This window comes from Fischerella sp. PCC 9605 (genome assembly GCF_000517105.1).
Lineage (GTDB): Bacteria > Cyanobacteriota > Cyanobacteriia > Cyanobacteriales > Nostocaceae > PCC9605.
This window is the reverse complement of sequence record NZ_KI912153.1, coordinates 186,923-206,463: the sequence shown is the minus strand read 5'-3', so window position 1 is coordinate 206,463 and position 19,541 is coordinate 186,923. Positions and strand designations below refer to the sequence as shown.

At 43.9% G+C, this 19,541-nt stretch carries 26 protein-coding genes; 12 read left to right on the top strand and 14 right to left on the bottom strand.

Annotation, left to right across the window (positions count from 1 at the left end):
- Positions 1 to 162 precede the first annotated feature (162 nt).
- The 3 genes from FIS9605_RS0133390 to FIS9605_RS39420 form a co-directional block, all read right to left on the bottom strand.
- Positions 163 to 396: an SDR family NAD(P)-dependent oxidoreductase gene (locus FIS9605_RS0133390; protein WP_026736351.1), complete on the bottom strand. Its 234-nt coding sequence runs from the start codon at positions 394 to 396 to the stop codon at positions 163 to 165.
- A 43-nt stretch (positions 397 to 439) separates the two neighbouring features.
- Positions 440 to 661, bottom strand: coding sequence for an aldehyde dehydrogenase family protein (locus FIS9605_RS0133385; RefSeq protein ID WP_026736350.1), 222 nt, complete (start codon positions 659 to 661; stop codon positions 440 to 442).
- 120 nt (positions 662 to 781) lie between these two features.
- Positions 782 to 1,591 (bottom strand): helix-turn-helix domain-containing protein, encoded by an 810-nt coding sequence (locus FIS9605_RS39420; RefSeq protein WP_197036236.1) that lies wholly within the window; start codon positions 1,589 to 1,591, stop codon positions 782 to 784.
- 7 nt (positions 1,592 to 1,598) lie between these two features.
- Here FIS9605_RS39420 and FIS9605_RS44705 point away from each other — a divergent pair, with 7 nt between their 5' ends.
- From FIS9605_RS44705 to FIS9605_RS43620, 3 genes are all read left to right on the top strand, one after another.
- Positions 1,599 to 2,015, top strand: a complete 417-nt coding sequence (locus tag FIS9605_RS44705) for a hypothetical protein (protein WP_197036235.1) — start codon at positions 1,599 to 1,601, stop codon at positions 2,013 to 2,015.
- Between the two features lie 158 nt (positions 2,016 to 2,173).
- Entirely contained in the window at positions 2,174 to 2,395 is a 222-nt protein-coding gene (locus FIS9605_RS43625; protein WP_155960660.1) for a hypothetical protein, read from the top strand.
- Positions 2,396 to 2,803: 408 nt separating this feature from the next.
- Positions 2,804 to 2,968: a hypothetical protein gene (locus FIS9605_RS43620; RefSeq protein ID WP_155960612.1), complete on the top strand. Its 165-nt coding sequence runs from the start codon at positions 2,804 to 2,806 to the stop codon at positions 2,966 to 2,968.
- A gap of 641 nt (positions 2,969 to 3,609) precedes the next feature.
- Here FIS9605_RS43620 and FIS9605_RS46870 read toward each other — a convergent pair.
- The gene (locus FIS9605_RS46870) at positions 3,610 to 3,762 is read right to left on the bottom strand and encodes a hypothetical protein (protein ID WP_197036234.1); all 153 of its coding nucleotides are present in this window, start codon (positions 3,760 to 3,762) and stop codon (positions 3,610 to 3,612) included.
- Between the two features lie 435 nt (positions 3,763 to 4,197).
- Between FIS9605_RS46870 and FIS9605_RS0133370 the strand changes: the two genes are divergently transcribed.
- Positions 4,198 to 6,021: an ABC transporter ATP-binding protein gene (locus FIS9605_RS0133370; protein WP_026736349.1), complete on the top strand. Its 1,824-nt coding sequence runs from the start codon at positions 4,198 to 4,200 to the stop codon at positions 6,019 to 6,021.
- 910 nt (positions 6,022 to 6,931) lie between these two features.
- On the opposite strand, the gene FIS9605_RS43615 is transcribed toward FIS9605_RS0133370, so the two are convergent.
- From FIS9605_RS43615 to FIS9605_RS39410, 6 genes are all read right to left on the bottom strand, one after another.
- Positions 6,932 to 7,303 carry a hypothetical protein gene (locus FIS9605_RS43615; protein WP_155960659.1) on the bottom strand — a complete coding sequence of 124 codons (372 nt, stop codon included), beginning with the start codon at positions 7,301 to 7,303 and terminating at the stop codon, positions 6,932 to 6,934.
- Positions 7,300 to 7,446, bottom strand: a complete 147-nt coding sequence (locus FIS9605_RS43610; RefSeq protein WP_155960658.1) for a hypothetical protein — start codon at positions 7,444 to 7,446, stop codon at positions 7,300 to 7,302. Before FIS9605_RS43610 ends, FIS9605_RS43615 begins: the two co-directional genes overlap by 4 nt.
- Positions 7,447 to 7,545: 99 nt before the next feature.
- The gene (locus FIS9605_RS39415) at positions 7,546 to 7,776 is read right to left on the bottom strand and encodes a hypothetical protein (protein ID WP_051470266.1); all 231 of its coding nucleotides are present in this window, start codon (positions 7,774 to 7,776) and stop codon (positions 7,546 to 7,548) included.
- A gap of 857 nt (positions 7,777 to 8,633) precedes the next feature.
- Positions 8,634 to 8,771 (bottom strand): hypothetical protein, encoded by a 138-nt coding sequence (locus tag FIS9605_RS43605; RefSeq protein WP_231510584.1) that lies wholly within the window; start codon positions 8,769 to 8,771, stop codon positions 8,634 to 8,636.
- A complete protein-coding gene (locus FIS9605_RS46375; protein ID WP_269321125.1) occupies positions 8,758 to 8,892 on the bottom strand; it encodes a hypothetical protein in 135 nt (44 codons plus the stop codon). The genes FIS9605_RS43605 and FIS9605_RS46375 overlap by 14 nt, the downstream gene beginning before the upstream one ends.
- 29 nt (positions 8,893 to 8,921) lie before the next feature.
- Positions 8,922 to 9,524: a hypothetical protein gene (locus FIS9605_RS39410; protein ID WP_051470265.1), complete on the bottom strand. Its 603-nt coding sequence runs from the start codon at positions 9,522 to 9,524 to the stop codon at positions 8,922 to 8,924.
- Positions 9,525 to 10,298: 774 nt separating this feature from the next.
- Here FIS9605_RS39410 and FIS9605_RS0133335 point away from each other — a divergent pair.
- On the top strand, positions 10,299 to 10,799 hold the full coding sequence (locus FIS9605_RS0133335; protein WP_026736347.1) for an anthrone oxygenase family protein: 501 nt from the start codon (positions 10,299 to 10,301) through the stop codon (positions 10,797 to 10,799).
- Between the two features lie 296 nt (positions 10,800 to 11,095).
- Positions 11,096 to 11,293, top strand: a complete 198-nt coding sequence (locus tag FIS9605_RS44695) for a hypothetical protein (RefSeq protein ID WP_197036240.1) — start codon at positions 11,096 to 11,098, stop codon at positions 11,291 to 11,293.
- Positions 11,294 to 11,472: 179 nt separating this feature from the next.
- On the opposite strand, the gene FIS9605_RS0133325 is transcribed toward FIS9605_RS44695, so the two are convergent.
- Complete coding sequence (locus FIS9605_RS0133325) at positions 11,473 to 12,150, bottom strand: class I SAM-dependent methyltransferase (protein WP_231510583.1); 678 nt, start codon at positions 12,148 to 12,150, stop codon at positions 11,473 to 11,475.
- Positions 12,151 to 13,154: 1,004 nt separating this feature from the next.
- On the bottom strand, positions 13,155 to 13,304 hold the full coding sequence (locus tag FIS9605_RS43600) for a hypothetical protein (RefSeq protein ID WP_155960656.1): 150 nt from the start codon (positions 13,302 to 13,304) through the stop codon (positions 13,155 to 13,157).
- A 26-nt stretch (positions 13,305 to 13,330) separates the two neighbouring features.
- On the opposite strand from FIS9605_RS43600, the gene FIS9605_RS43595 reads away from it, so the two are divergent.
- From FIS9605_RS43595 to FIS9605_RS44685, 3 genes are all read left to right on the top strand, one after another.
- Positions 13,331 to 13,726: a hypothetical protein gene (locus tag FIS9605_RS43595; protein ID WP_155960655.1), complete on the top strand. Its 396-nt coding sequence runs from the start codon at positions 13,331 to 13,333 to the stop codon at positions 13,724 to 13,726.
- 542 nt (positions 13,727 to 14,268) lie between these two features.
- Positions 14,269 to 14,424, top strand: coding sequence for a hypothetical protein (locus FIS9605_RS44690; protein WP_197036233.1), 156 nt, complete (start codon positions 14,269 to 14,271; stop codon positions 14,422 to 14,424).
- Positions 14,425 to 14,549: 125 nt separating this feature from the next.
- On the top strand, positions 14,550 to 14,696 hold the full coding sequence (locus FIS9605_RS44685) for a hypothetical protein (protein WP_197036192.1): 147 nt from the start codon (positions 14,550 to 14,552) through the stop codon (positions 14,694 to 14,696).
- Positions 14,697 to 14,791: 95 nt separating this feature from the next.
- On the opposite strand, the gene FIS9605_RS39400 is transcribed toward FIS9605_RS44685, so the two are convergent.
- Both FIS9605_RS39400 and FIS9605_RS43590 read right to left on the bottom strand, forming a co-directional pair.
- Positions 14,792 to 15,478 carry a class I SAM-dependent methyltransferase gene (locus FIS9605_RS39400; RefSeq protein ID WP_035140481.1) on the bottom strand — a complete coding sequence of 229 codons (687 nt, stop codon included), beginning with the start codon at positions 15,476 to 15,478 and terminating at the stop codon, positions 14,792 to 14,794.
- 8 nt (positions 15,479 to 15,486) lie between these two features.
- Entirely contained in the window at positions 15,487 to 15,633 is a 147-nt protein-coding gene (locus FIS9605_RS43590) for a hypothetical protein (RefSeq protein WP_155960614.1), read from the bottom strand.
- Between the two features lie 757 nt (positions 15,634 to 16,390).
- Here FIS9605_RS43590 and FIS9605_RS46865 point away from each other — a divergent pair.
- The 3 genes from FIS9605_RS46865 to FIS9605_RS0133295 all read left to right on the top strand — a co-directional run bounded on the left by FIS9605_RS46865 (position 16,391) and on the right by FIS9605_RS0133295 (position 19,427).
- Entirely contained in the window at positions 16,391 to 16,534 is a 144-nt protein-coding gene (locus FIS9605_RS46865) for a hypothetical protein (RefSeq protein WP_155960654.1), read from the top strand.
- Between the two features lie 138 nt (positions 16,535 to 16,672).
- A complete protein-coding gene (locus FIS9605_RS41590; protein ID WP_026736344.1) occupies positions 16,673 to 16,909 on the top strand; it encodes a hypothetical protein in 237 nt (78 codons plus the stop codon).
- A 760-nt stretch (positions 16,910 to 17,669) separates the two neighbouring features.
- A complete protein-coding gene (locus FIS9605_RS0133295) occupies positions 17,670 to 19,427 on the top strand; it encodes an arylsulfatase (protein ID WP_231510582.1) in 1,758 nt (585 codons plus the stop codon).
- Positions 19,428 to 19,541 lie beyond the last annotated feature (114 nt).

The window sequence follows — 19,541 nt, the reverse complement described above, 5'->3', positions numbered from 1 at the left end:
ACCGGGCTTTATCTGTTTCCTAACCTTCCCGATACACTCTTACAATTCCAAAAGCTCAAAGCTGGAGAACTCCAGAACTTGCGTTTTTGAAAGGAGTATCAAGATGCCCAATCAAATAGAACCAACGCTCATCACTCCAGCATTATTGATGACTACATCCAGTTATCCAAAAGTAGCGATCGCAAAATCTACCAATTTTTGTGGAACATCAGGATCGCTAATGGCAGCCGCAAGCACTTTAGCACTTTTGAGCGAAGCAGCAAGTTGGTCAAGCTTATCTTGCGATCGTGCTGTCAACACCAAATTCATTCCAACAGCATCTAATTCTTGAGCGATCGCCTTACCAATGCCACTACTGGCTCCAGTGATGATTGCGGTTTTTCCTGCAAGTTGCATACTTACCATTCTCCAAACGTGAATAGATTATGTCAGGTAAAAATCATTGAGCGGTTTCTGCTGCCGCATCAAGATCGGCATCTGCAAAAATGATGTTGGCAGATTTACCGCCCAACTTCATCGTCAGGTGTTTTAATGTATCGGCGACATTGAATGTTTTGCCAGTATTGGAATTACGCCATTCACCATCAATATAAAGTTGGGTCAAGGTAATTGGAAAATCGGGACGAATTGATGAGTGCGATGCGTCAAGTTGTGCAACCATGTATTTCCCTCATTTGAAAGCTAATGCACTAAATCAATCAGTCAATTTAGCCATGAACCAACAATAGAAGGTTCTACTCGGATGCGATAGGTAATTCTTGCGTTTGTTTGACGTTTCTTGCTATTGACTTCGCAGTTGTGTAGGTGTGAGTCCCGTCGCACGCTTGAAATGACGAGCCAGTTGGCTTTGCTCATTAAATCCTACTGTTTGAGCCACTTCTGCAATACTCAGTTGGCTTTGCAACAGCAATTGCTTTGCTCGTTCTATGCGTTGCTCAATCAAATACTGATAGGGTGATATTCCAGTAGATTGTTTGAATAAACGGCAAAAATGATATTGGCTCAGGCAACAGAGTCCAGCAAGCTTTTCCAACGATAAATTTTCTGCTAAATGTTCATTGATATACTCAGTGACTAGCCGCAGCTTTGCCTGTGCCAGTCCACCTTTGTACTTGCAGGAGATAATTCGTGCGACTGAGTAGTGCTTGATTAGCCTTGCGGCAAGGGCAGTCATTAAACTTTCAGCGTACAAAGCGCCCGTTACGCCTCCACTCTCAACTTCTGCCAGCAAGTGTTTAGCAACGTCAGCTACTAATTTATCTTCAAAGTTCGCCTGTGGAATAATTTCAATTCGTTCTCCAGCACTAATTTCTCGTGCAGCTTTTTCAACAAACTTTGGTTCGAGGTATAAAACTAAGAAGTCAGCTTGCGAAAAGCTGTGCCCCACGTGTGGCAATCCAAATGGATATAAAAGTGCATCACCACAGTTATGGGTAATGGTGCGACGACGAGTTCCAGTATCAAAAATGTCTTTTTTGTAATTGCCGTTGAGTAGAAAACCAATAATATGTGTGGGGAAACAAATCTCTGGAGTGACAGCATGATCAAAAATACGATGCCGTTCTAAGCGAAAGCCATGCCATTTAGTCATTAAATTCGTGCTTGATGCAACAGGAGCAAAAATCCCGCTCACCTGCGAAAGTGCGTCGAGTTTAACAACATTGCTGTTTGCTGTTTGTTTCGCTAGGTATGTCATCGCTCACGCTCACGATCACTTAAAGCTCTGCCAAAGAGGGAAGGACATTCGCTGTACTGCCGATCCCGTCTTTCGCTCAGTATATCAACAACTTGAGTTGGCTGAGTTTGAAACCACAAAGGGCTTGCTGTGTATAGATTCGATCGGTCATAATAGAATTCCTGACTTCGACTGGTTAGGTTTTTACAAAAGGCGATCGCGCAAGTTTTCCAGGCTAGAGCGGTCGCATGATTGTTGTGATGAGTTCATCTTACTTTTTAGCCGATTAATCGACAAGCCATTTAATCGTTTGAGACAACATTTGTTATGTCTAAAATAATACTACAATTGCCCAAGTACAAGAAGTGATCGCACTCCTGAAGGAAGCGCTTGCACTCCTGCTGGTGCTCAAATCCCACTGCTCCCACCTCACGCCTTGCTCCAAACGCAGTCGGGCTAAGGGCAAGAATGTGGTGAGTGAGGATGTGAGTTGGTGGTTTGAGTGGGCAAGGAAGGAGAGAATTGCGATCGCCATGTCTGGGGGAGTGGTATATACGCCTTCACTCTTTGGCGGTGGATGTGCGCTCAGAGGATGCAAAGGTTTCTGATGATGGAGTAAGAAGGGCGATCGCGCTCCTCACAAGGCGTGGTGTATACGCCTTCACTCTTTGGCGGTGGATGTGCGCTCAGAGGATGCAAAGGTTTCTGATGAACGAGTAAGAGGGGCGATTGCTCCGAACAAGAGTGCCAACTTCACCCCTGTTTGGACACGTTAAGCCACACACCTTGGGGCGATCGCTGCAACACAACCAAAGCTTTCACTACTAACCCTCATTAAAGCCCCTTAACAACGAGCGCTCGAGCCACTACCGAGTCGAGCGATCGCCATCCCTTGATTCCTCGCTTTGATTGAGGCTACAGAATTTTTGCACCCGGAAACAGGACTCACAATATTAGAGCCACAAGTCTTACAGACAGCAGTAGGGGGCGCAAATAATGCACATATAGGGCTGCACCAAGCTATTGACTAGCTCAAACATGCCGTTTCATAACTGCACCCCACGACTCAAACGCGGTACTGGCAAACTTCTGATGATTTTATAAGCGGCACAGATACAGCAAATTCTTATGACGGTGGCTCCTTTGCAATGCCATTGTTTTGCCCTGCGTCAAAAAACTGGAGAAACTATGGAAGCAATCGCGTTTCAAATCAAAGATGAATTGCTCCCGGCAGCACCCGCACGCTTTATTGGGGTCAGTGGTATGACCAAAACTCTAACAATTACCGGATGATTGCCTCTTCTGGGCTGTTGGTGTTCACCTGGTAGCAAACTGGTTACTCACTCCAAACCAACAGTAGCGATCAGATGGCGTACATTTAAAATAAACTCTTAAAGTCACTGGCACATATAGGATTATCGTCAGCACTTTGCAGCCGTGCGAAGGGATTACCGCGCAAGGTAGCTCAACAGTGCGATCGCTCTCTATCGTCGAACAATCAAACTTTAAATGCCTCTCAAACCACAATTCATACTTAATCTTTTTTGTCAATGAGTAAATCTTACTCATGTGACAGTTTACCAAGAAAGGGAACAGGGAATAAGGAACTCTTAACAGAATGTATCCTGTTCCCTATTCCCTAAAAAACAAAAGTTGCTGGGTTTAAAGCCCTGTTTAAAAAAGGATGTTTTTCAAGTTTGCACTCTTGCTGAAGAAAAACAGCGTCCTTGTTTCAATCAAGAGCTTTTAAGCAGGAGTCCCCTGTTAAGTACCTCGTCTTTAAAAAACGGACAACCTCCGGCGCAGCCCTATATGGCTGCGCCGCCCACCACGACTAGCTTTGAGACTCCACGATTAATCATAAAGGTTGTCCGTTTTTTTATGTCCACCTACTTAAGAGTTCCCCGTTAAGAGTTCCCTCTGAAGACTTTATTTTAAATGTACATATCCTCGATCGCTAATCGTCGTTGTTGGCAACTCTTGTCACACAGCGATCGCTTATCAAGTGTGCCATTCAGCTTTAGAAGCTGTGGGAGTGGCTTAGTACAAGTTTGCGTTTCGTGGCTTGACGATTTGAGGTTAAACACACAGGGACGCTGAGGTAAGCGCAGAGGAACGCAAAGTTTTATCTGTTGGGAAATTGCAAATATTTAAGAATTTTGCGGCAAGACCAGAATAGTGTAGGTCTCCTCTTGGCGTGAAACTTTTAGGGGTTGTAAAAAAATTAAGTTGGTCAGGCTTATATTTATGAGGCAGTGCGTTGCGGGGGTACCAAGCGTTGTCGCACCTGCCGTTCAACTTATTCAAGCCGATGAGCGTGGAGTTCTTGCTGCGCCGAAAAGAGCGCTCTTCAGCCTGACCAACTTATTTCTGAACGGATGCTTAATATCTTGACAATTCTATTTTCTCAAATATCTACAGGTATAGTCTACCTGCTAGAGCTAGATGTAATATCTTGAATTACTATGCTACATTGTCTGAACTGAAGCGATCGCTTTTTTGTCAAAGTATTATTACAATGTATGCAAGTAATTGATTTTACTCCTCTTCAGGCATTTCGCCGTAGTGTAGTAATGGTACTGAGAGCGGCTCCTGTAGAGGTACGCAATGTCACAATTCTGATGTTACTGAATGGGGCGATACCTGCTACACTTGTTTGGCTCAACAAACTGATTATTGATGAAGCAACTCGCCTGCTAGGTATAGGAACAGCCGAAAATTCCATTGCTCTAATACTTTCTCAACCTCTGCTCCTGGGTTGTGTTGCAAGTTTGCTACTGTTGAATTTACTGAGCGATTCAGTTGGTACAATAACCAGCTTTTTATTTGGCTCCCTAGCTGATCGCGTCAAAGGTTCTATTGAGGCAAAGGTATTGGAGAAGATTGCCAATTTTGAAGATATTGCCCTGTTTGAAACACCCGATTTACTGAATATAGTGCATTTAACAGAAGAGGGAGTGCAGCGACTCAAAGAACTTTCTTTCCGACTTCTCCAGACAATACAGGGTATTTTTCTCTTCATCCCCGCCGTGTTGCTTTCAGGCTCCCTTGCTTGGTGGGTACCGCTGATATTGTTTGGTTGTGCTACCCCTGCAATTTCTGTGGATATGAAATACCGCAAGCAAAGTTGGAGGGTAGAAAAAACCCAGGCTCCCGTTGCTCGGGAAATGAATTTATACAAAACTGTTTTAATTGGGGAGACATTTGCTAAAGAATTACGCTTGTACAGGCTGCAAAGTCTGCTATTAGAACGCTGGCAAAGACTTTTCCTAACCATGTTCAACGCAATGGAGCAGATCCGCCGCCAGGGAACAACGCAGGTATTTGCTTGGTCGCTGCTGAGTGGCTTGGGTGTAGCATTACCTTACGTATACGTAGTGTTTGGAGTATTAGGTAGAACATATACACTTGGTGATTTAGCACTTTACACTGGAGTTATTCTGCAAATGCGCCGGAATTTAGCGACACTAATTGATGGCGGCTCAGAATTGTACGATGTCGCACTAGCAACAACGCCAATTTTCCAGCTTTTCGAGTTGCAACCGCAGTTATCCTCTCAAAAGAGAGTAAAGAATTTTCAGTTTCCACAAACGGGGATTCAAATAGAAAATTTATCTTTTAATTATCCCAACAGCGATCGCTTAATTTTAAAAGACATCAACCTGACAATTTACCCCAACGAAATGATTGTGCTAGTGGGTGAAAATGGTGCAGGTAAAACCACCCTTGCTAAATTATTGTGTCGCCTCTACGACCCTAGCCAAGGTGCGATTATTTGGAATGGAAAAGACTTGCGAGCGCTTGAATTAGAGGAATTGCGAGCGCGTATAGGCGTAGTCATGCAAGATTACGCACGCTTTCCCACCACCATACGGGAAAATATCGCCTATGGCAACTTACCCAAACTCCAAAACGACACCGCCATCCAACAAGCCATAGCCGAAGCTGGTATGACTAGGGTAATTGAAAATTTAGCTCAAGGAATGGAAACCCTCTTAGGCAAACAACTCGAAGGCGGTGTAGACTTATCAGGAGGACAATGGCAAAGATTAGCGATCGCTCGTGCATTAATGCGACTATCTGATGCTGAACTAATCCTACTCGATGAACCAACCGCCAACCTTGATCCAAAAACAGAAAATGAGATTTACAACATCTTTCGCACCCTTGCCAAAGGAAGAATAGCCGTTATAGTTAGCCATCGCCTTGCATTAGCAAAACTAGCAGACCGAGTAGTAGTTCTAGAACATGGTCAAATTATAGAAGTAGGTACTCATGACGAACTCATGGCACTAGGTGGACAGTATCACTTGATGTTTTCTCGTCAAGCAAGTAGTTATCAGTAATTATAGTCTGGTCGCATCGGCTACATAATATTAGGATAGTCTCACGCAAAGACGCCAAGACGCCAACTTCAGCACACGGGAGCCGTAGTTCGTGCGGCTCATAACCGTAGTTTAGATTCTGATAGTTAGGGGCACAGGGAGAGGTCTTCCCCCTTGCCCCCCGCTAAGAGCTCCCCTGCCTGATTCCCCCTGCCCCCTGCCTCTTCTAGCCAGGGCAAGGCTGCTGGTGTTCCAGGGGGGCACAAACGGGCTACTGTACCCAACTGAGGGCGTTATTTGGGGCTATCCCACCCAATGCAATAGGCGATCGCGCTCCGAAAAAGAGGTCGTTCATACGCCTTCACTCTTTGGCGGTGGATGTCCACGCTTGTGATGCGGTGATTTCCGAGAGAAGGAGTAAGGAGGGCGATCGCTCCAACACTTAAACCACTTTTTCTACACTACACTCGTGTTCAGTAAGAAGCGATTGCCCAACGCCTAATACCTCTTACAGACCGCAACAGCTATCCCAAATTAGAGATGCTGACGCGACGCGATCGCGATTCCGGCATCACACAAACTCCAGGCTGCCTTAAATTTCTTGACCTACGACACTGCAACAATTTGATTTTTGATTAGATAACACCGCTTAATCGATATAATCAATCTCAAAACTATCCAGTCTAACTTCTCGTAAAATATCCGATGCTTTCCAACCGCTAGAATCTGTGCAAGTCACACTCATTGATGTCGGTTGGGCAATATCTAGTGGGTCTTGTAGTTGTCTTGGTAACTCTCGTAGTTGAGATGCGGTAGTTTCTGGTTGAAATTCAGATTCGTCTGACTGAATTTCAACCCTTTGAGTAGGTTTTGAGATTTTGATAAGCTTTTATTTTAGCATGATCCGCATTGCTGGGATTAAAAACTTTTTTTAAAGCAAAGGTTCTATTATACGCTTTTTGCTTGATTGGGTCGTATGAATATGCCAATTCCTTTTCAGACCGACAGTTGAATGTGGGCGATCACACTCCATCAGAAGGCACTTGCACCCCTGCTGGTGCTCAAACCCAACTGCTCCCGCAAGAGCGCCTTGCTCCAAACCCAGTGGGGCTAAGGGAAAAATACGGTTACTGAGGATGTGAGTGCGTGGTTTGAATGGGCCAGGAAGCACCCTAGCAGCGATCGCCCTCTTCACAAGGGGTCGTTTATACGCCGTCAGAAGAAGCGGTTGATGTGCACGCTTGTGATGCGGCGGTATCTGTTGTTGGAGTAAAAAGAGCGATCGCGCTTTGTTACTGGTCAAAATAGCTTAAATACTCTTCTTGACTTTTTCTGACCAAAAAAGTCAATAAATTCGCGACGGCGCATCCCAAGAGACCGCAGCGATCGCTCCGGTCTAGTGAGGTCGTTTATACGCTTGACTACCTTTTCTTCTGTTGCTGACAATTCTGTTGGAGGGTTCCAAAATTAAAGTTAAAAATACTTAATAATCAATTTCTCTTTTGTTACTTCAAACATAGAAAAATCTCAATCTTAGCTCTAAGCTTAATTGCAATATTTGAGCATAGGTCTAAGCTCAGTTTGCCATTGGCATCGAACCCATTGTGAATATAAGTCTTCTTCTACAAATCCCTTCTGCTCACAAGTTGTAGAGTCAGTTACTAAGACTTTAAGCGTTGTTTCATAACCACTGCTGAGTATTTGGTGTCCATAACCAATTACTTTGCCGAGGTTCCCAGTTTTTTGATTCAATACATAATCACCAATGTTAAACATAATCACAACCTCTTCAATTAAATATGTTTGATGTAAACATCTTTTCTTAATTATTGACATTGGTAGAGATGGTAGTGTTATACAGGTGTTGATTTACTTCTGGTCCGTGTTGGGAACAAGCGATTTATTTTTGGCTTGACAACACGTCTTTGGGAAGGCAGAAGTAGAAACACATCTATGCTGAAGAAACCCATGCTTTTAAGCATGGGATTGAAAGAATTTTGAATTTTGAAGTCAAGGTGGCGAAAACTTCGTGACACTAACAAAGATTATTGCTGATTTTTATTTCTATGAGACTGATTGGCAAAGTAAGCCCAGGTACCAAGAGTAGAAGCTAGAATCCAGCCCAATAGGAGCACTGCTACAACTGTCATCATTGAACTTGACATGATTCAACCTCCTGTGAGTATAAATCCTCGTTCATTTGGTTTCATTCACAAGTTAACAAAGGTGTTTAACAGTCGCAACGTTTCTTAAAGAAATTGTCTAATTGTTACAGTACGTAAGATTTCACTTATAAAAGTAGGTTGCTCAACCAATGATTGGGGATCAGCCTATGCTTTTTGGTCATTGTAAAGCAATGACTATACAATCATGTCAAAGGCGATCCTAACTATGAGAAATAGACTCTGAAAATGAGATGCAGCTTTTGGTTGTTTCCCACTTACTTAATAACAGGAAAAAGCATTGGGGCAACGTGTTCTTTGGCGCTCTAGCTCGTGTGAAAGAGGCACTTGCACCCCTGGTGGTGCTCAAACCCGACTGCTCCCACAAGAGCGCCTTGCTCCAAACCCAGTGGGGCTAAGGAGAAAAATGTGGTGAATGCTGATGTCAGTGCGTGGCTTACTTGGGCTGCGTCAGCTCCCGGAATTGCGATCGCCCTCCTCACAAGCAGTGGTGTATACACCTTCACTCTTTGGTGGTGGATGTCCACGCTTGTGATGCAGCGGTTTCCATTGCGGTCGTAAGAAGAGCGATCGCTCAACTAGAAACATCTGTTTCAACTCTCACCCCCTGTTGAACAATCACCCAATTACCGTGATACTCGACAGCAGGCTGGTGTTTTTGGATTTTGTTGTTGAACTGCTTCAAAGGGTGAACCACTTGCTCGTTCATGAGCGTTACTGGGCTTTGAGAATTCTTTTTCAATTACGGATGACGGATGGCAGTAACTTGGAGTCCCAAATGTAAAGTCCTTTTTGTGAAGGCACTCTTGAGAATCGTCCGGCGCGATAACCACGCGACAATTCACTTAACACATTCGATTTTACTTGTTGCACTTGTAATGGGTCGAGTTCTCCGTATAATTCGTTAATCACTTCAGCCACATCAAAAACTTTTCTGGGATTTTGTTGCAGCAACCAAGTAATCGCATCAATCAAAAATTTCCCTTCAAACTCCCCTTTCATTGGAATGCTATTAGTTTTCGCCTGTGGTGAAGGTTTTTTGTCTTTGTTTTTCCCCTGCTTAGAAGACTTCTTAGAAGAACTAGTACTCTTCGAGTTGAGCAGTTTTAAGTCCAAAGTAAAATAGCCAGGCTTGCCAGGAACACCGAACCATTTCCCGCTTTCTCTGCCATGAGTCAACGTAGATTGAACTCTACCTTTTACTACTTTGAATACATCTGGCTCTAACTCACCATACAGCAATCGCACCAGCATATCTATATGACACACACTGCCTGCGTATTTTTGCAATATCTTTTGGATCGCTTCGCTGCGGCTTAAAGACTGATACTCCAAGAGCATCGGAATATCTGATCTGGAAAGCGAATCGGCTGTAATTGCAATTGACTATTCATAGACTTTTAATTTTACCAAAACCACTATTCCTTGTAGTAGTGCTACATTTTTGTTGCTCATGCTCGTCAAACTAGCCCATCAAAGGCTGCTGCTAGTCTAAGATGTACACTATTACCGGATCAATATATTGATAATAGCTTTTAATCATGCCAACTTACTAGACACGAAATCTAAGAGTGCTACAAAAAAATAAAGTAACAGCCTTATATTTACTTGCGACTTCCGACTTTCAACTTCTGACTTATTTTTAATATCTCATAGCTTCCGAAATCGATGGTGTTGGTCTGGGCAGACTAAAAACGCGCCAGCGCAACCCAAATCCGTGCTCACGCGTGAGTGGCTGCCTCAGATCCCGCAAGAGCGATGACTCCTCTCTAATGTGCTGCGAATGGTGAGTTTCAGTGAAGTCTGCAATTTGGCTAGTAATTCCAGACCATATGATCCAAGCCCAGTGCACCTAGTTTCGATTGTATTCACTCTCATAGGTGATGAGCCGCAGTTTTGAAAATTGAGCGCAAGATATGAGCGCCCCACGAAGCCGCGTTTTCGCCTTCGCTATGAATGGAACAAACACCTCTTTTCCTCCGACCCTGTTCCTTGTTAAGAGTTCCCTGTATTTGTTAGGAGTAGTCGCACACCAATCAGATAGTTGTTCATGAATTGTTTTCCTAGACTAAAGGTAATTAATTCGGAGCTAATCACTCATCTGTAGGAGGGTTTATGACAAGTGTTTACCATTTGCCTTTTGCATTAAAACTTTTCACTGCCTTGGGCTGCGGACTGGTAGCGGGAGTCTTCTTTGCCTTCTCGACTTTTGTAATGAATGCTCTTGCTAAGCTTCAACCAAGGGAAGGCATTATTGCTATGCAATCGATCAATATCACAGCGATCAATCCGTTGTTTATGGTGGCGCTGTTTGGAACGGCTCTGGCTTGCCTGTTTTTGGCGATCGCCTCGCTGTCAAAGTGGCATCAACCTGGTGCGCTCTATGTGCTGGTTGGCAGCCTGCTCTATATCGTTGGCACCGTTGTGGTGACGATTGCCTTCAATGTACCGCTAAATGATGCCCTGGCGAGTACCAAACCAGATAGCACTGAGGGCGTAAATCTATGGGCTAGATATCTGACTAACTGGACACTTTGGAACCATGTTCGGACAATAGCAGCGTTTGGGGCGGCAGCATTGCTGACGATGGCGCTTTGTAAGCCAACAGTGCAATAGAAATGTTAAGTATCAGACTATTGCTCCAACATGGCTCTAAGGCGATCGCTTTAGCTGTCATCATTTGGAACGGATGGATCTGTTTGAAATAGAGAACGACTGGTTTGACGTGGACAGTCCATTACAACAGCGGTGGAACCGAGATCTAAGAACAGCCAATCTTTTGGAATTGACTTTAGTGTCTACTATTGAAGATGTCAATGCTGTAGTTTCCCGTGCTGAAAACATTTACAGCAAATGGCTATCAATCTCAGACATAAACAACTTGATAAATGTGCTGTCTGAGTTATGCACAAATGTTTTTGAGCATAGTGGAGACAAAACTCTGGCTTGGCAGGACTTTTGCCCTCACCGGGGAGCAAGCCTTTGTTGCTAGGCAAGACCAGATTATAAGTCAAGACATTGCCGTTGTAGAATCGCAGCGACCACGACGCCTCCCTTTGGATTTGCAAGCAGAAGTACATTTACCGAGCGATCGCTATTGTGTGGCCTAGCGCAAGTGGCTTAGGCACTTTCCAAGAAAAAAAATCCCAGCCTTGGCAGCGCCCTACTGGGCGCTGCCCCCACCACGCTCTTATTTTGAATAAGCCGAAAAAATATAAGGCTGGGATTTTTTTTTAAGATTTCTCCTTAAACAACAGGATGTCACCTTTGGTAGCATCTACAACACTACTTACTCCTTCAATTGAAATGTGATGCCATAATGATAGGGCGGTAAATCAACTTGCTGCACTGCTACAAGTTGTTCAGTTGCTGTTTGTACAATTGACAGTAGCTTTTGTGGGCAAATGCGTAGTTCGGTTTTTGGTCCTCGTGGTTTTCCCAACCAAATAGTGTCTTCACGTGGAATTGGTCGCCAGTTAACTACTGAAAAATACCCTTTTGGTTTAAGTAAACTAACGATTTGACGGACAAACTCTACGGGATTTGGTAAACCGTGGAAAGTGCTATGAATCGTGATGTATTCAAACTGATTTGCAATCACCTGTGTGATCGCAAGGATATCTTGGTTAAGCAACAGACAGTTGGGGAGTTGTTGTGCTGCTTGTCGAGCTTGAGCAAGGATGGGAAAGTCAATATCAACACCAACAACAAGCGCTGGTTTTACTATTTGTGCAGCAGCAATAGTAAAATGTCCATATCCACAACCGAGATCGAGCACGGACATACCCGATTGCAAGCCCATAATTTTTAAAGTTTCTTGGGGATAAGACCACAGCTTTGTCCACCAATCGCGATCTGGCATTGATGTTGCAGCTAAGCGCCCTCCTTGCTGTCCATTGCTCAGATTTATCCAGAATTGGTCATTTTTCGGTGCAGCAATGGGCGATGGACAATCTTGTTGTGTCATTATCATGTTCTCAAATCTCCAATCATTTGTGAATTAGGAATAAAAATTTAATAAGGTCGAGGAATTCGAGATGGCGTAGGGGTGACGCATAAATCCACATAAATCGCGCAAAGACACTCACGCGCGAGCGGGATTATTGCAATAATTCTCAAGATTGTTGCTCTAAACCGCTCGCGCGTTAGAACCCACCACGAAAAAATGGTTGGCATCCGCCAATAAACCACGCATGGTTACGCGAGGGGTGCAGTTTTTTTCCACGGCCAAGCAATCAGTCAAAAACCTTTGTTTGTGTGGATAGACCATCTACTGAATGCTTCGCCCCTACACATAAATGCCCCGAGTTATTTAATCCACAATCGTTAGGTGTGTCTAAGTTATTTGTCTGGGTGATTTGAAGATTTTACGCAACTACTCTGGAGAATTACATTTTCGGGGAGAATAAAAGATTGTGAACCTCGTAATAGTTGGTGTGTGATGAAACGTGGACAAAGATGGACAACTAAGCGCTTGCTCTGAACTGTCCTTATTGCAAAAATACATAAATTCTTGAGACGTGACGCTTGAGCAAGCCCCTTAACTAAAAATATGGTGTCGGAGCCAGAACCTGAAAACTGGGCAGGCTTCTAGGAATAGTCGATCTGCTCTTAGTGCTACTCTAAAAGGCTTTTTAAGCCTGCCCAGTTTTTGCGGCAATAATGAGCAAGGCGACTATATATAAAGGGTTGTCCATCTTTGTCAGGATGCTTAGGCAACGCATAGTCAAAAATCCGCCACATTAATCAATTTTTATCCATCTGCCTGAGTGCTTTGATGCGAATCAAAGCAGCTGATTTGAGAATCGTTTCCTAACAGTCAGTTTCTATCAGGTAGTGTTACACATGTGTTGAAAAGCTAAAGATAAAACGCTTGGCACCAAGAGTTTCAAAATTCAATCAACACGTCTGTAACATTCTTCCCCTTAGCCCCACTGCGACAGTTGTTAATGAACCTTTGCAGTCGGATTCTCACACCAGCCCTGGTGCAGCGCTTCTTTGACACGAGCGATCGCTCGTTGCACCGCTTGCACACCACTGCACCAACTGCCGTCGTTGCCGCCTGAGTTGCTGCGATCGCGCTACCGCCACAACCCCCAACCCCTCCACAGCTATTGTCACGCGGTTGGGCGACTCATGGATATGTAATGACCAATCAGGAGCGCTTCACTCCATGCGTTGTCCAACTAGAAAACAAATTGGAAACAGCATTGGCAGCGATCGCACGTGTCAAAGAAGCACTTGCACCCCTGGTGGTGCAACAACCCAACTGCTCCCGGTTCACGCCTTGCTCCAAACGCAGTGGCGCGAAGGAGAAGCATGTGGTTACTGAGGATGTGAGTGCGTGGTTTGAATGGGCCAGGAAGCACCCTAGCAGCGATCGCCCTCCTCACAAGGCGTCGTTAAGAAGCCTTCACTCTTTGGCGGTGGATGTACGCTCAGAGGATGCGGCGCTTTCCATTGCCCCAAGTAAGGAGGGCGATCGCTCCGAACAAGAGTGCCGACTTAACTCCTGTTTGGACACGTTAAGCCACACACCTTAGGGCGATCGCTGCAACAAAACCAAAGTTTTCACTACTAACCGTCATTAAAGCGGCTTAACAACGAGCGCTCGAGCCACTACCGAGTAAACTCATATCTTGCACCTCTAGGTACAAAACCGTACAAAGCAAAGATATGCGCGATAAAGTTACATTATTTTTATAGGCTTTTATCGATAAATAAAGGATTTTGGGACTAATACTGAGTTACTAAATACCATCAATTTTTCTTGGTGCAAGATGTGAGGTAAAGCGATCGCCAACACTTGATTCCTCTTATGATAGAGGTTACGGAATTTTTGCACCCTTAACAGGACTCACAATATTAGATCCACAAGTTTTACAGACAGCAGTAGGGGGCGCAAGTAATGCACATATAGGGCTGCACCCCACGACTCAAACGCATTGCTAGCGCCTGACGGCGTGATTTTATAACCAGCACGGATACAGCAATTTGTTATGATGGCGGCATACCTGCAATGCCCCTCCGCATGTCCTGCGTAATCTCTTACCCTGCTTGCATTTTGAATTTTGCTGGGTGAATTTTGAATTGTTTGCTCCCCTGCCCCTACGAGTGTCCTGCATCAAAAATCCAGAGTCAGTATGGAAGCGCGATCGCTTTTCAAGCCCTACAGTGCGATCGCTCTGTCTCGTTGAACAATCAAACTTTCAATGCCTCTCAAACCACAACCCATACTTAATCTTTTTTGTCAAGGAGTAAATCCTACTCATGTGACAGTTTACGACTTTATTATTTTCTAAACCAAACCATAAGTACGTTATTTCAAGGCTTTCAGGACTCTTAAACTTTACAAACTTATTTTAAATGTACATGTCGTTGATGGCGATCGCTACCTCCATCCAAAAAAATGCTCAAACACCGCTTTGGGCAATCCTTCCGCTATCCCGGTTTTCCCCAGCACTATGGACGAGGTTTCGGGATGGAAGAATCTACTCAACAATTTACGCCTAGTTATTCAACCTTTTATATTCTTTTATTTACTTAAACCTTACCTACCCCAAATTATTGAGAGGATACTCAAATCCTTCATAGAAAGTCTACATTTTTCAACAGGTTCTACAAAAAACGTGAACAAACATATCTGTAGCATCTGGGAAAATTCGCGCCTCCACAATGCGATAATTAATGTCTTCAATCTTATCTAGAATGGATTCAAGAGCTTTCCTAGAAAAACATGTCGAGTGACCTACCTGCTCATAATTAACGTAGTTCTGTGATGAGAAATCGACTTCACTAATCAAATTGAATAAAATATGACCTGAACTGCATTGAACCATTTTCCTAATAAAATGTTCGACAAACTCTTGATAATATGGTACTCGCGAGACAAGAACTCCAAGAGCTATAACTATAGTGAAGGATTGCTTCGGTAAGAATTGTTCACAAATAAAATTCCCAAGCTGAAACTCATAATCTGGATAATTACACTGCGCTACATTTAGAAATTCCTTAACAAGATCAAGTCCTAAATAGCGATCTATTTTCACGTGCGGGTAGTTGTTTTTTAAGAAAGATAATAACTCTGCTTGACCGCATCCAATATCTAGAATAGAAACTGTCCCATCAATAGAAATTCCATCAAACAGCATAGAATAAAACCGAAAATCTTTTGTACTACTTCGCTCACCAAGACTCTTTGCAGAAGCTATGCTCTGTTGCGAGATTTTATCCTGATATCTGGAAGCGATAATCAGTCCGGAATTTAACCACGCTTCAATCAATTTAGATTTCACCTCAGCTATTAATGGTCTGTACTTATTTTTGGTTCTACAAATTTTTTAAATTGTACTTCTTGCCCAGCTAAACTTTGACGCCAAGGTTTAGAACACAGCGATCGCTCTGGTTGCATCCAACAAAGGAGTAGCGATCGCACCCCAATAACTTGCATATTTCAGCACTTCCATCCCATAGGCCTTTCCAAGTAATAAAATGTGCCGCCCTTGCGTTCCGCCTCTCTAAACGGAACGCTCATCAATCCTTGGGCTGAGTCGAAATATATTTGATCGGGTTAGGGGTCTTCCACGTACCAAAATTGGGCAGGCTTCTGAGAAAGATAACTCGTTGGCCAATTGAATAAGCCTGATACAAGCCTGCCCAATTTTGTCGGGGACAGTGCAACGGCACGCACATTTTATTTTCACCGAGATCCCATATGCCATGCAGTCTCTATCAGTTAATTGCAACTGATCAGCCAGTGCACTCCCGCGATCGCCCGACTGAAAGAAGGCACTTGCTCAGGGGTGGTGCTCAAACCCAACTGGGCTGTTTATCAACAGAGAAACGCAGTCGGGCTAAGGGTAAGAATGTGGTGACTGACTGAGGATGTGAGTGCGTGGTTTACTTGGGCGAGTCAGATCCTGGCGCAGCGCGAGCGCTCCTCACAAGGCGTGGTTCATCATACGACTTCACCCCTTGCGATGGATGTGCACGCTTATGATGCGGCGGTTTCCATTGCGGTCGTAAGAAGGGCGATCGCACTGCAAGATAGGGGCGATTGAAGTTTAGAAAACCCCAAGGACAATTGAGGAATAGGAAAAACTGTTAACTATATTGGGGGTTTAGCGAAAAATAGACTTGCTGCTGTTATTGATAAAAAAACTAGAGATAAAGAGTCATATAAAAGGTTAGATGAGATAATATTATGCTTGCAAAAAAACGATTTCAAAGCTGTTACTGTAGAACTGGATAAACCTAAAACTGTTTGGGTTGCTGTGATACAAGCTGAAATAAATGGGCTGAAAGGTGAAAGAACTATAGCTATCGTCATGAATGCTAGTTCTTATGAATAAGCCACGGAAATAGATTATTTAATTACTAATAAATCTGGAGTAACAGGTGAATGGATAGTAACCAGTTTTTCTTCAAGAAATTATATTGAAAAGTTCTATAAAGAGGCTAAGGGGTGGTTAGGATTAAAAGAATACCAGATGAGAAAAAAAGACCGTCTAATTCGTCACTTTATTTTAGTTTTTACGGCTTATACTTTCATTGTTTATCAGCAATTAATGGGTGGACTAAGAAAACGTTATGCTCATCAAAGTTTAACAACTTTTTCAGAAACTTTAGAAGCATTTTTAACAGGTATTTCTTACCGTTATGGGTGCTGGTTACAAAATAACATGGAAGTTTTTGTTGCTCATAAAACCGAGCGCGGTTTTGTTTGAGGCTAAAAACAGGTTAAATGCTTTCTCTATTTGGATTTTAATCTTTTTCGCTCGCCTTTTTTCTTAAAGTCCAGTTAACCCATACCTTCGGCTCATCTCAGGTGCTCCCCCTTTTCATCCATCCAAAGAGATTACACCTCCTTCACTCCCTCAAACTCAATACCCACCCTTCTAAATTTGATCACACGCCCTAAATTGTCTTATCTTTATTAACCGAGTAAAAATTCTGCTTAACTGGCTTATCTGCCATTGAACCAGGCAAAAATTGATGAAATGCTATAAAAAGCTGTCTATCGCTCTTCCATCACTCTCATGAGAGGATAATCTAAAATCCTTGCGGCACAAGACTTTTACCAAAAACCTTTATTTCAGCCATTTGGTTAGAAAATAAACTCTCAAACCCTTGTCACATCTAAAGTTTAAAAATTGGGCTTGATTTTTCTCTCAGCAAAGTGATGGAAGAGCGCTATATAAAGAGTGAGTCTCAATTTCTTTTTCTTATTTCTTATTTATGAATGCTTGGTAATTGCCATTGGGCAATTTAACTCTTGTAACTAATATAACCAACTTCTTCAATTCTAATCATTCAATCTCTATCAATAGTAGGATGACAAAGTTTTTGACTTTGTAATTTCAGTACTGTCGATAGTGCTAGGCGTAGCTTCATGAATAAAAGCATCCAGTTCAGTTCTACACCTTTGCTCAAATTACATCAAATCACAACCTTATGTCCAATCAAAAAACAGTTGTAAGACCTTCATTGAAGGTTTTATCTGTTCAAGCGAAGTATGATTACCGCCGACTGCAATTTCTCCGTGCTGCCAAAATAATTGGAGTGACAATTCTTTTTGTGTTGTCAAACTTATTTAGCAGCGGTATTGCCCTAGCGGCTAATTATCCGTCCTACGGTTCTTATAGATCGGTTAATCCAACAGTTCCAACGCCTACAGTAACTACAGCGCCTGGGATAACTCCAACACCGGGAGTGACTACAGCACCAACAACGGCTCCAACATCTGTAGTAGCAGCAAAGCCGACTAAGCCTAACATTGTTGTCATCTGGGGTGACGACATTGGACAAAGCGATATCAGCGCTTTTACCAAAGGTCTGATGGGATTCCGCACCCCCAACATCGATCGCATTGCGAATGAAGGTATGCTCTTTACTGACTATTACAGTGAGCAGAGCTGTACCGCTGGTCGCTCAGCCTTTATAACAGGGCAGAGTGTCTTTCGCACAGGTCTTAGTAAGGTAGGAATGCCTGGTGCTGACCTTGGCTTGCGACCAGAAGACCCAACCATTGCTGAGGTGCTGAAACCCTTAGGCTACGCTACTGGACAGTTTGGTAAGAATCACCTGGGGGACAAGGACGAATTTTTGCCTACTAACCACGGCTTTGATGAATTCTACGGCAACCTCTACCACTTGAACGCTGAAGAGGAACCAGAACTCCCGGATTACCCGAATCCAAAAGACTTTCCTGACTTCAAAAAGAGGTACGGGCCTCGCGGTGTCATCCACAGCTTTGCCGATGGTCGTATCGAAGACACTGGGCCGCTGACTACCAAGCGTATGGAGACCATCGATGACGACGTTGCGAACCGATCGGTCAACTTTATCGAACAGCAGGTCGAAGCAGGCAAGCCCTTTTTCGTGTGGACGAACTTCACTCATATGCATTTCCGTACCCACACCAAGCCAGAGAGTGTGGGACAGGCTGGACGCTGGCAGTCCCCTTACCATGACACCATGATCGACCATGATAAGAACGTTGGTCAGATCCTTGATGCGCTAGATGAGCTAGGCATTGCTGACAACACCATCGTGGTTTACGGTACCGACAACGGCCCGCACATGAATTCTTGGCCTGATGCTGCCATGACTCCCTTCCGCAGCGAGAAGGACACTGGTTGGGAGGGTGCATTCCGCACTCCTTTCATGGTGCGCTGGCCTGGACATATTAAGCCTGGTACAGTTTCCAACGAAATCATGTCAAATCTTGACTGGATGCCAACCCTGGTAGCAGCGGCTGGTGAAGCCGACATTAAAGACAAACTGCTCAAAGGCTATAGGATAGGCAAGAAAAGCTTCAAAGTTCATCTCGACGGCTACAATTTCTTGCCATATCTGACAGGACAGGAAGAGCATAGCCCCCGAAAAGAGTTCTTCTACTTCTCCGATGATGGCGACTTGCTTGCACTTCGCTACGATAACTGGAAAATGCATTTTGCTCAGCAGCGAGAGCCAGGTACCCTAGCACTCTGGGGTGAGCCGTTCGTGAAGACGCGGATAGCGTGGCTCTACAATCTGCGTACCGACCCCTATGAGAGAGCTAGCATCACTTCTAATACATACTGGGATTGGTATCTAAACCACGTGTTCCTGCTTTTACCAGCTCAGAAATTTGTGGCTGATTTTTTAAGTACCTTTAAGGAATTCCCGCCACGCCAGAAGGCTGCCAGCTTTACCATTGACCAAATATTAGAGCAACTGCAAACCCCTGCCGGGGCTAGTTAAGCCTGTAAAGGGCTAAATGATTTCTGAGACTCCAGAAATTGTTTGATTAGCGATCGCCATCACTAGATGAGCTTTAGTTGCTCTTGGCGATCGCATGACACTCTTTAGCAAAAG

What these genes read in the sequence shown, in the direction of transcription:
- FIS9605_RS43595 (WP_155960655.1), top strand. Translation starts at nt 13,331, where the DNA reads ATGACCAATCAGGAGCGCTTCACTCCATGCGTTGTCCAACTAGAAAAC.
- FIS9605_RS0133335 (WP_026736347.1), top strand. Translation starts at nt 10,299, where the DNA reads ATGACAAGTGTTTACCATTTGCCTTTTGCATTAAAACTTTTCACTGCC.
- FIS9605_RS0133325 (WP_231510583.1), bottom strand. Translation starts at nt 12,150, where the DNA reads ATGACACAACAAGATTGTCCATCGCCCATTGCTGCACCGAAAAATGAC.
- FIS9605_RS44695 (WP_197036240.1), top strand. Translation starts at nt 11,096, where the DNA reads ATGTTTTTGAGCATAGTGGAGACAAAACTCTGGCTTGGCAGGACTTTT.
- FIS9605_RS41590 (WP_026736344.1), top strand. Translation starts at nt 16,673, where the DNA reads ATGAGAAAAAAAGACCGTCTAATTCGTCACTTTATTTTAGTTTTTACG.
- FIS9605_RS39415 (WP_051470266.1), bottom strand. Translation starts at nt 7,776, where the DNA reads ATGTTTAACATTGGTGATTATGTATTGAATCAAAAAACTGGGAACCTC.
- FIS9605_RS43605 (WP_231510584.1), bottom strand. Translation starts at nt 8,771, where the DNA reads ATGTTTCTAGTTGAGCGATCGCTCTTCTTACGACCGCAATGGAAACCG.
- FIS9605_RS0133390 (WP_026736351.1), bottom strand. Translation starts at nt 396, where the DNA reads ATGCAACTTGCAGGAAAAACCGCAATCATCACTGGAGCCAGTAGTGGC.
- FIS9605_RS43620 (WP_155960612.1), top strand. Translation starts at nt 2,804, where the DNA reads ATGACGGTGGCTCCTTTGCAATGCCATTGTTTTGCCCTGCGTCAAAAA.
- FIS9605_RS39410 (WP_051470265.1), bottom strand. Translation starts at nt 9,524, where the DNA reads ATGCTCTTGGAGTATCAGTCTTTAAGCCGCAGCGAAGCGATCCAAAAG.
- FIS9605_RS0133370 (WP_026736349.1), top strand. Translation starts at nt 4,198, where the DNA reads ATGCAAGTAATTGATTTTACTCCTCTTCAGGCATTTCGCCGTAGTGTA.
- FIS9605_RS39420 (WP_197036236.1), bottom strand. Translation starts at nt 1,591, where the DNA reads ATGACTAAATGGCATGGCTTTCGCTTAGAACGGCATCGTATTTTTGAT.
- FIS9605_RS44685 (WP_197036192.1), top strand. Translation starts at nt 14,550, where the DNA reads ATGTACATGTCGTTGATGGCGATCGCTACCTCCATCCAAAAAAATGCT.
- FIS9605_RS46375 (WP_269321125.1), bottom strand. Translation starts at nt 8,892, where the DNA reads ATGAACGAGCAAGTGGTTCACCCTTTGAAGCAGTTCAACAACAAAATC.
- FIS9605_RS0133385 (WP_026736350.1), bottom strand. Translation starts at nt 661, where the DNA reads ATGGTTGCACAACTTGACGCATCGCACTCATCAATTCGTCCCGATTTT.
- FIS9605_RS43590 (WP_155960614.1), bottom strand. Translation starts at nt 15,633, where the DNA reads ATGCAAGTTATTGGGGTGCGATCGCTACTCCTTTGTTGGATGCAACCA.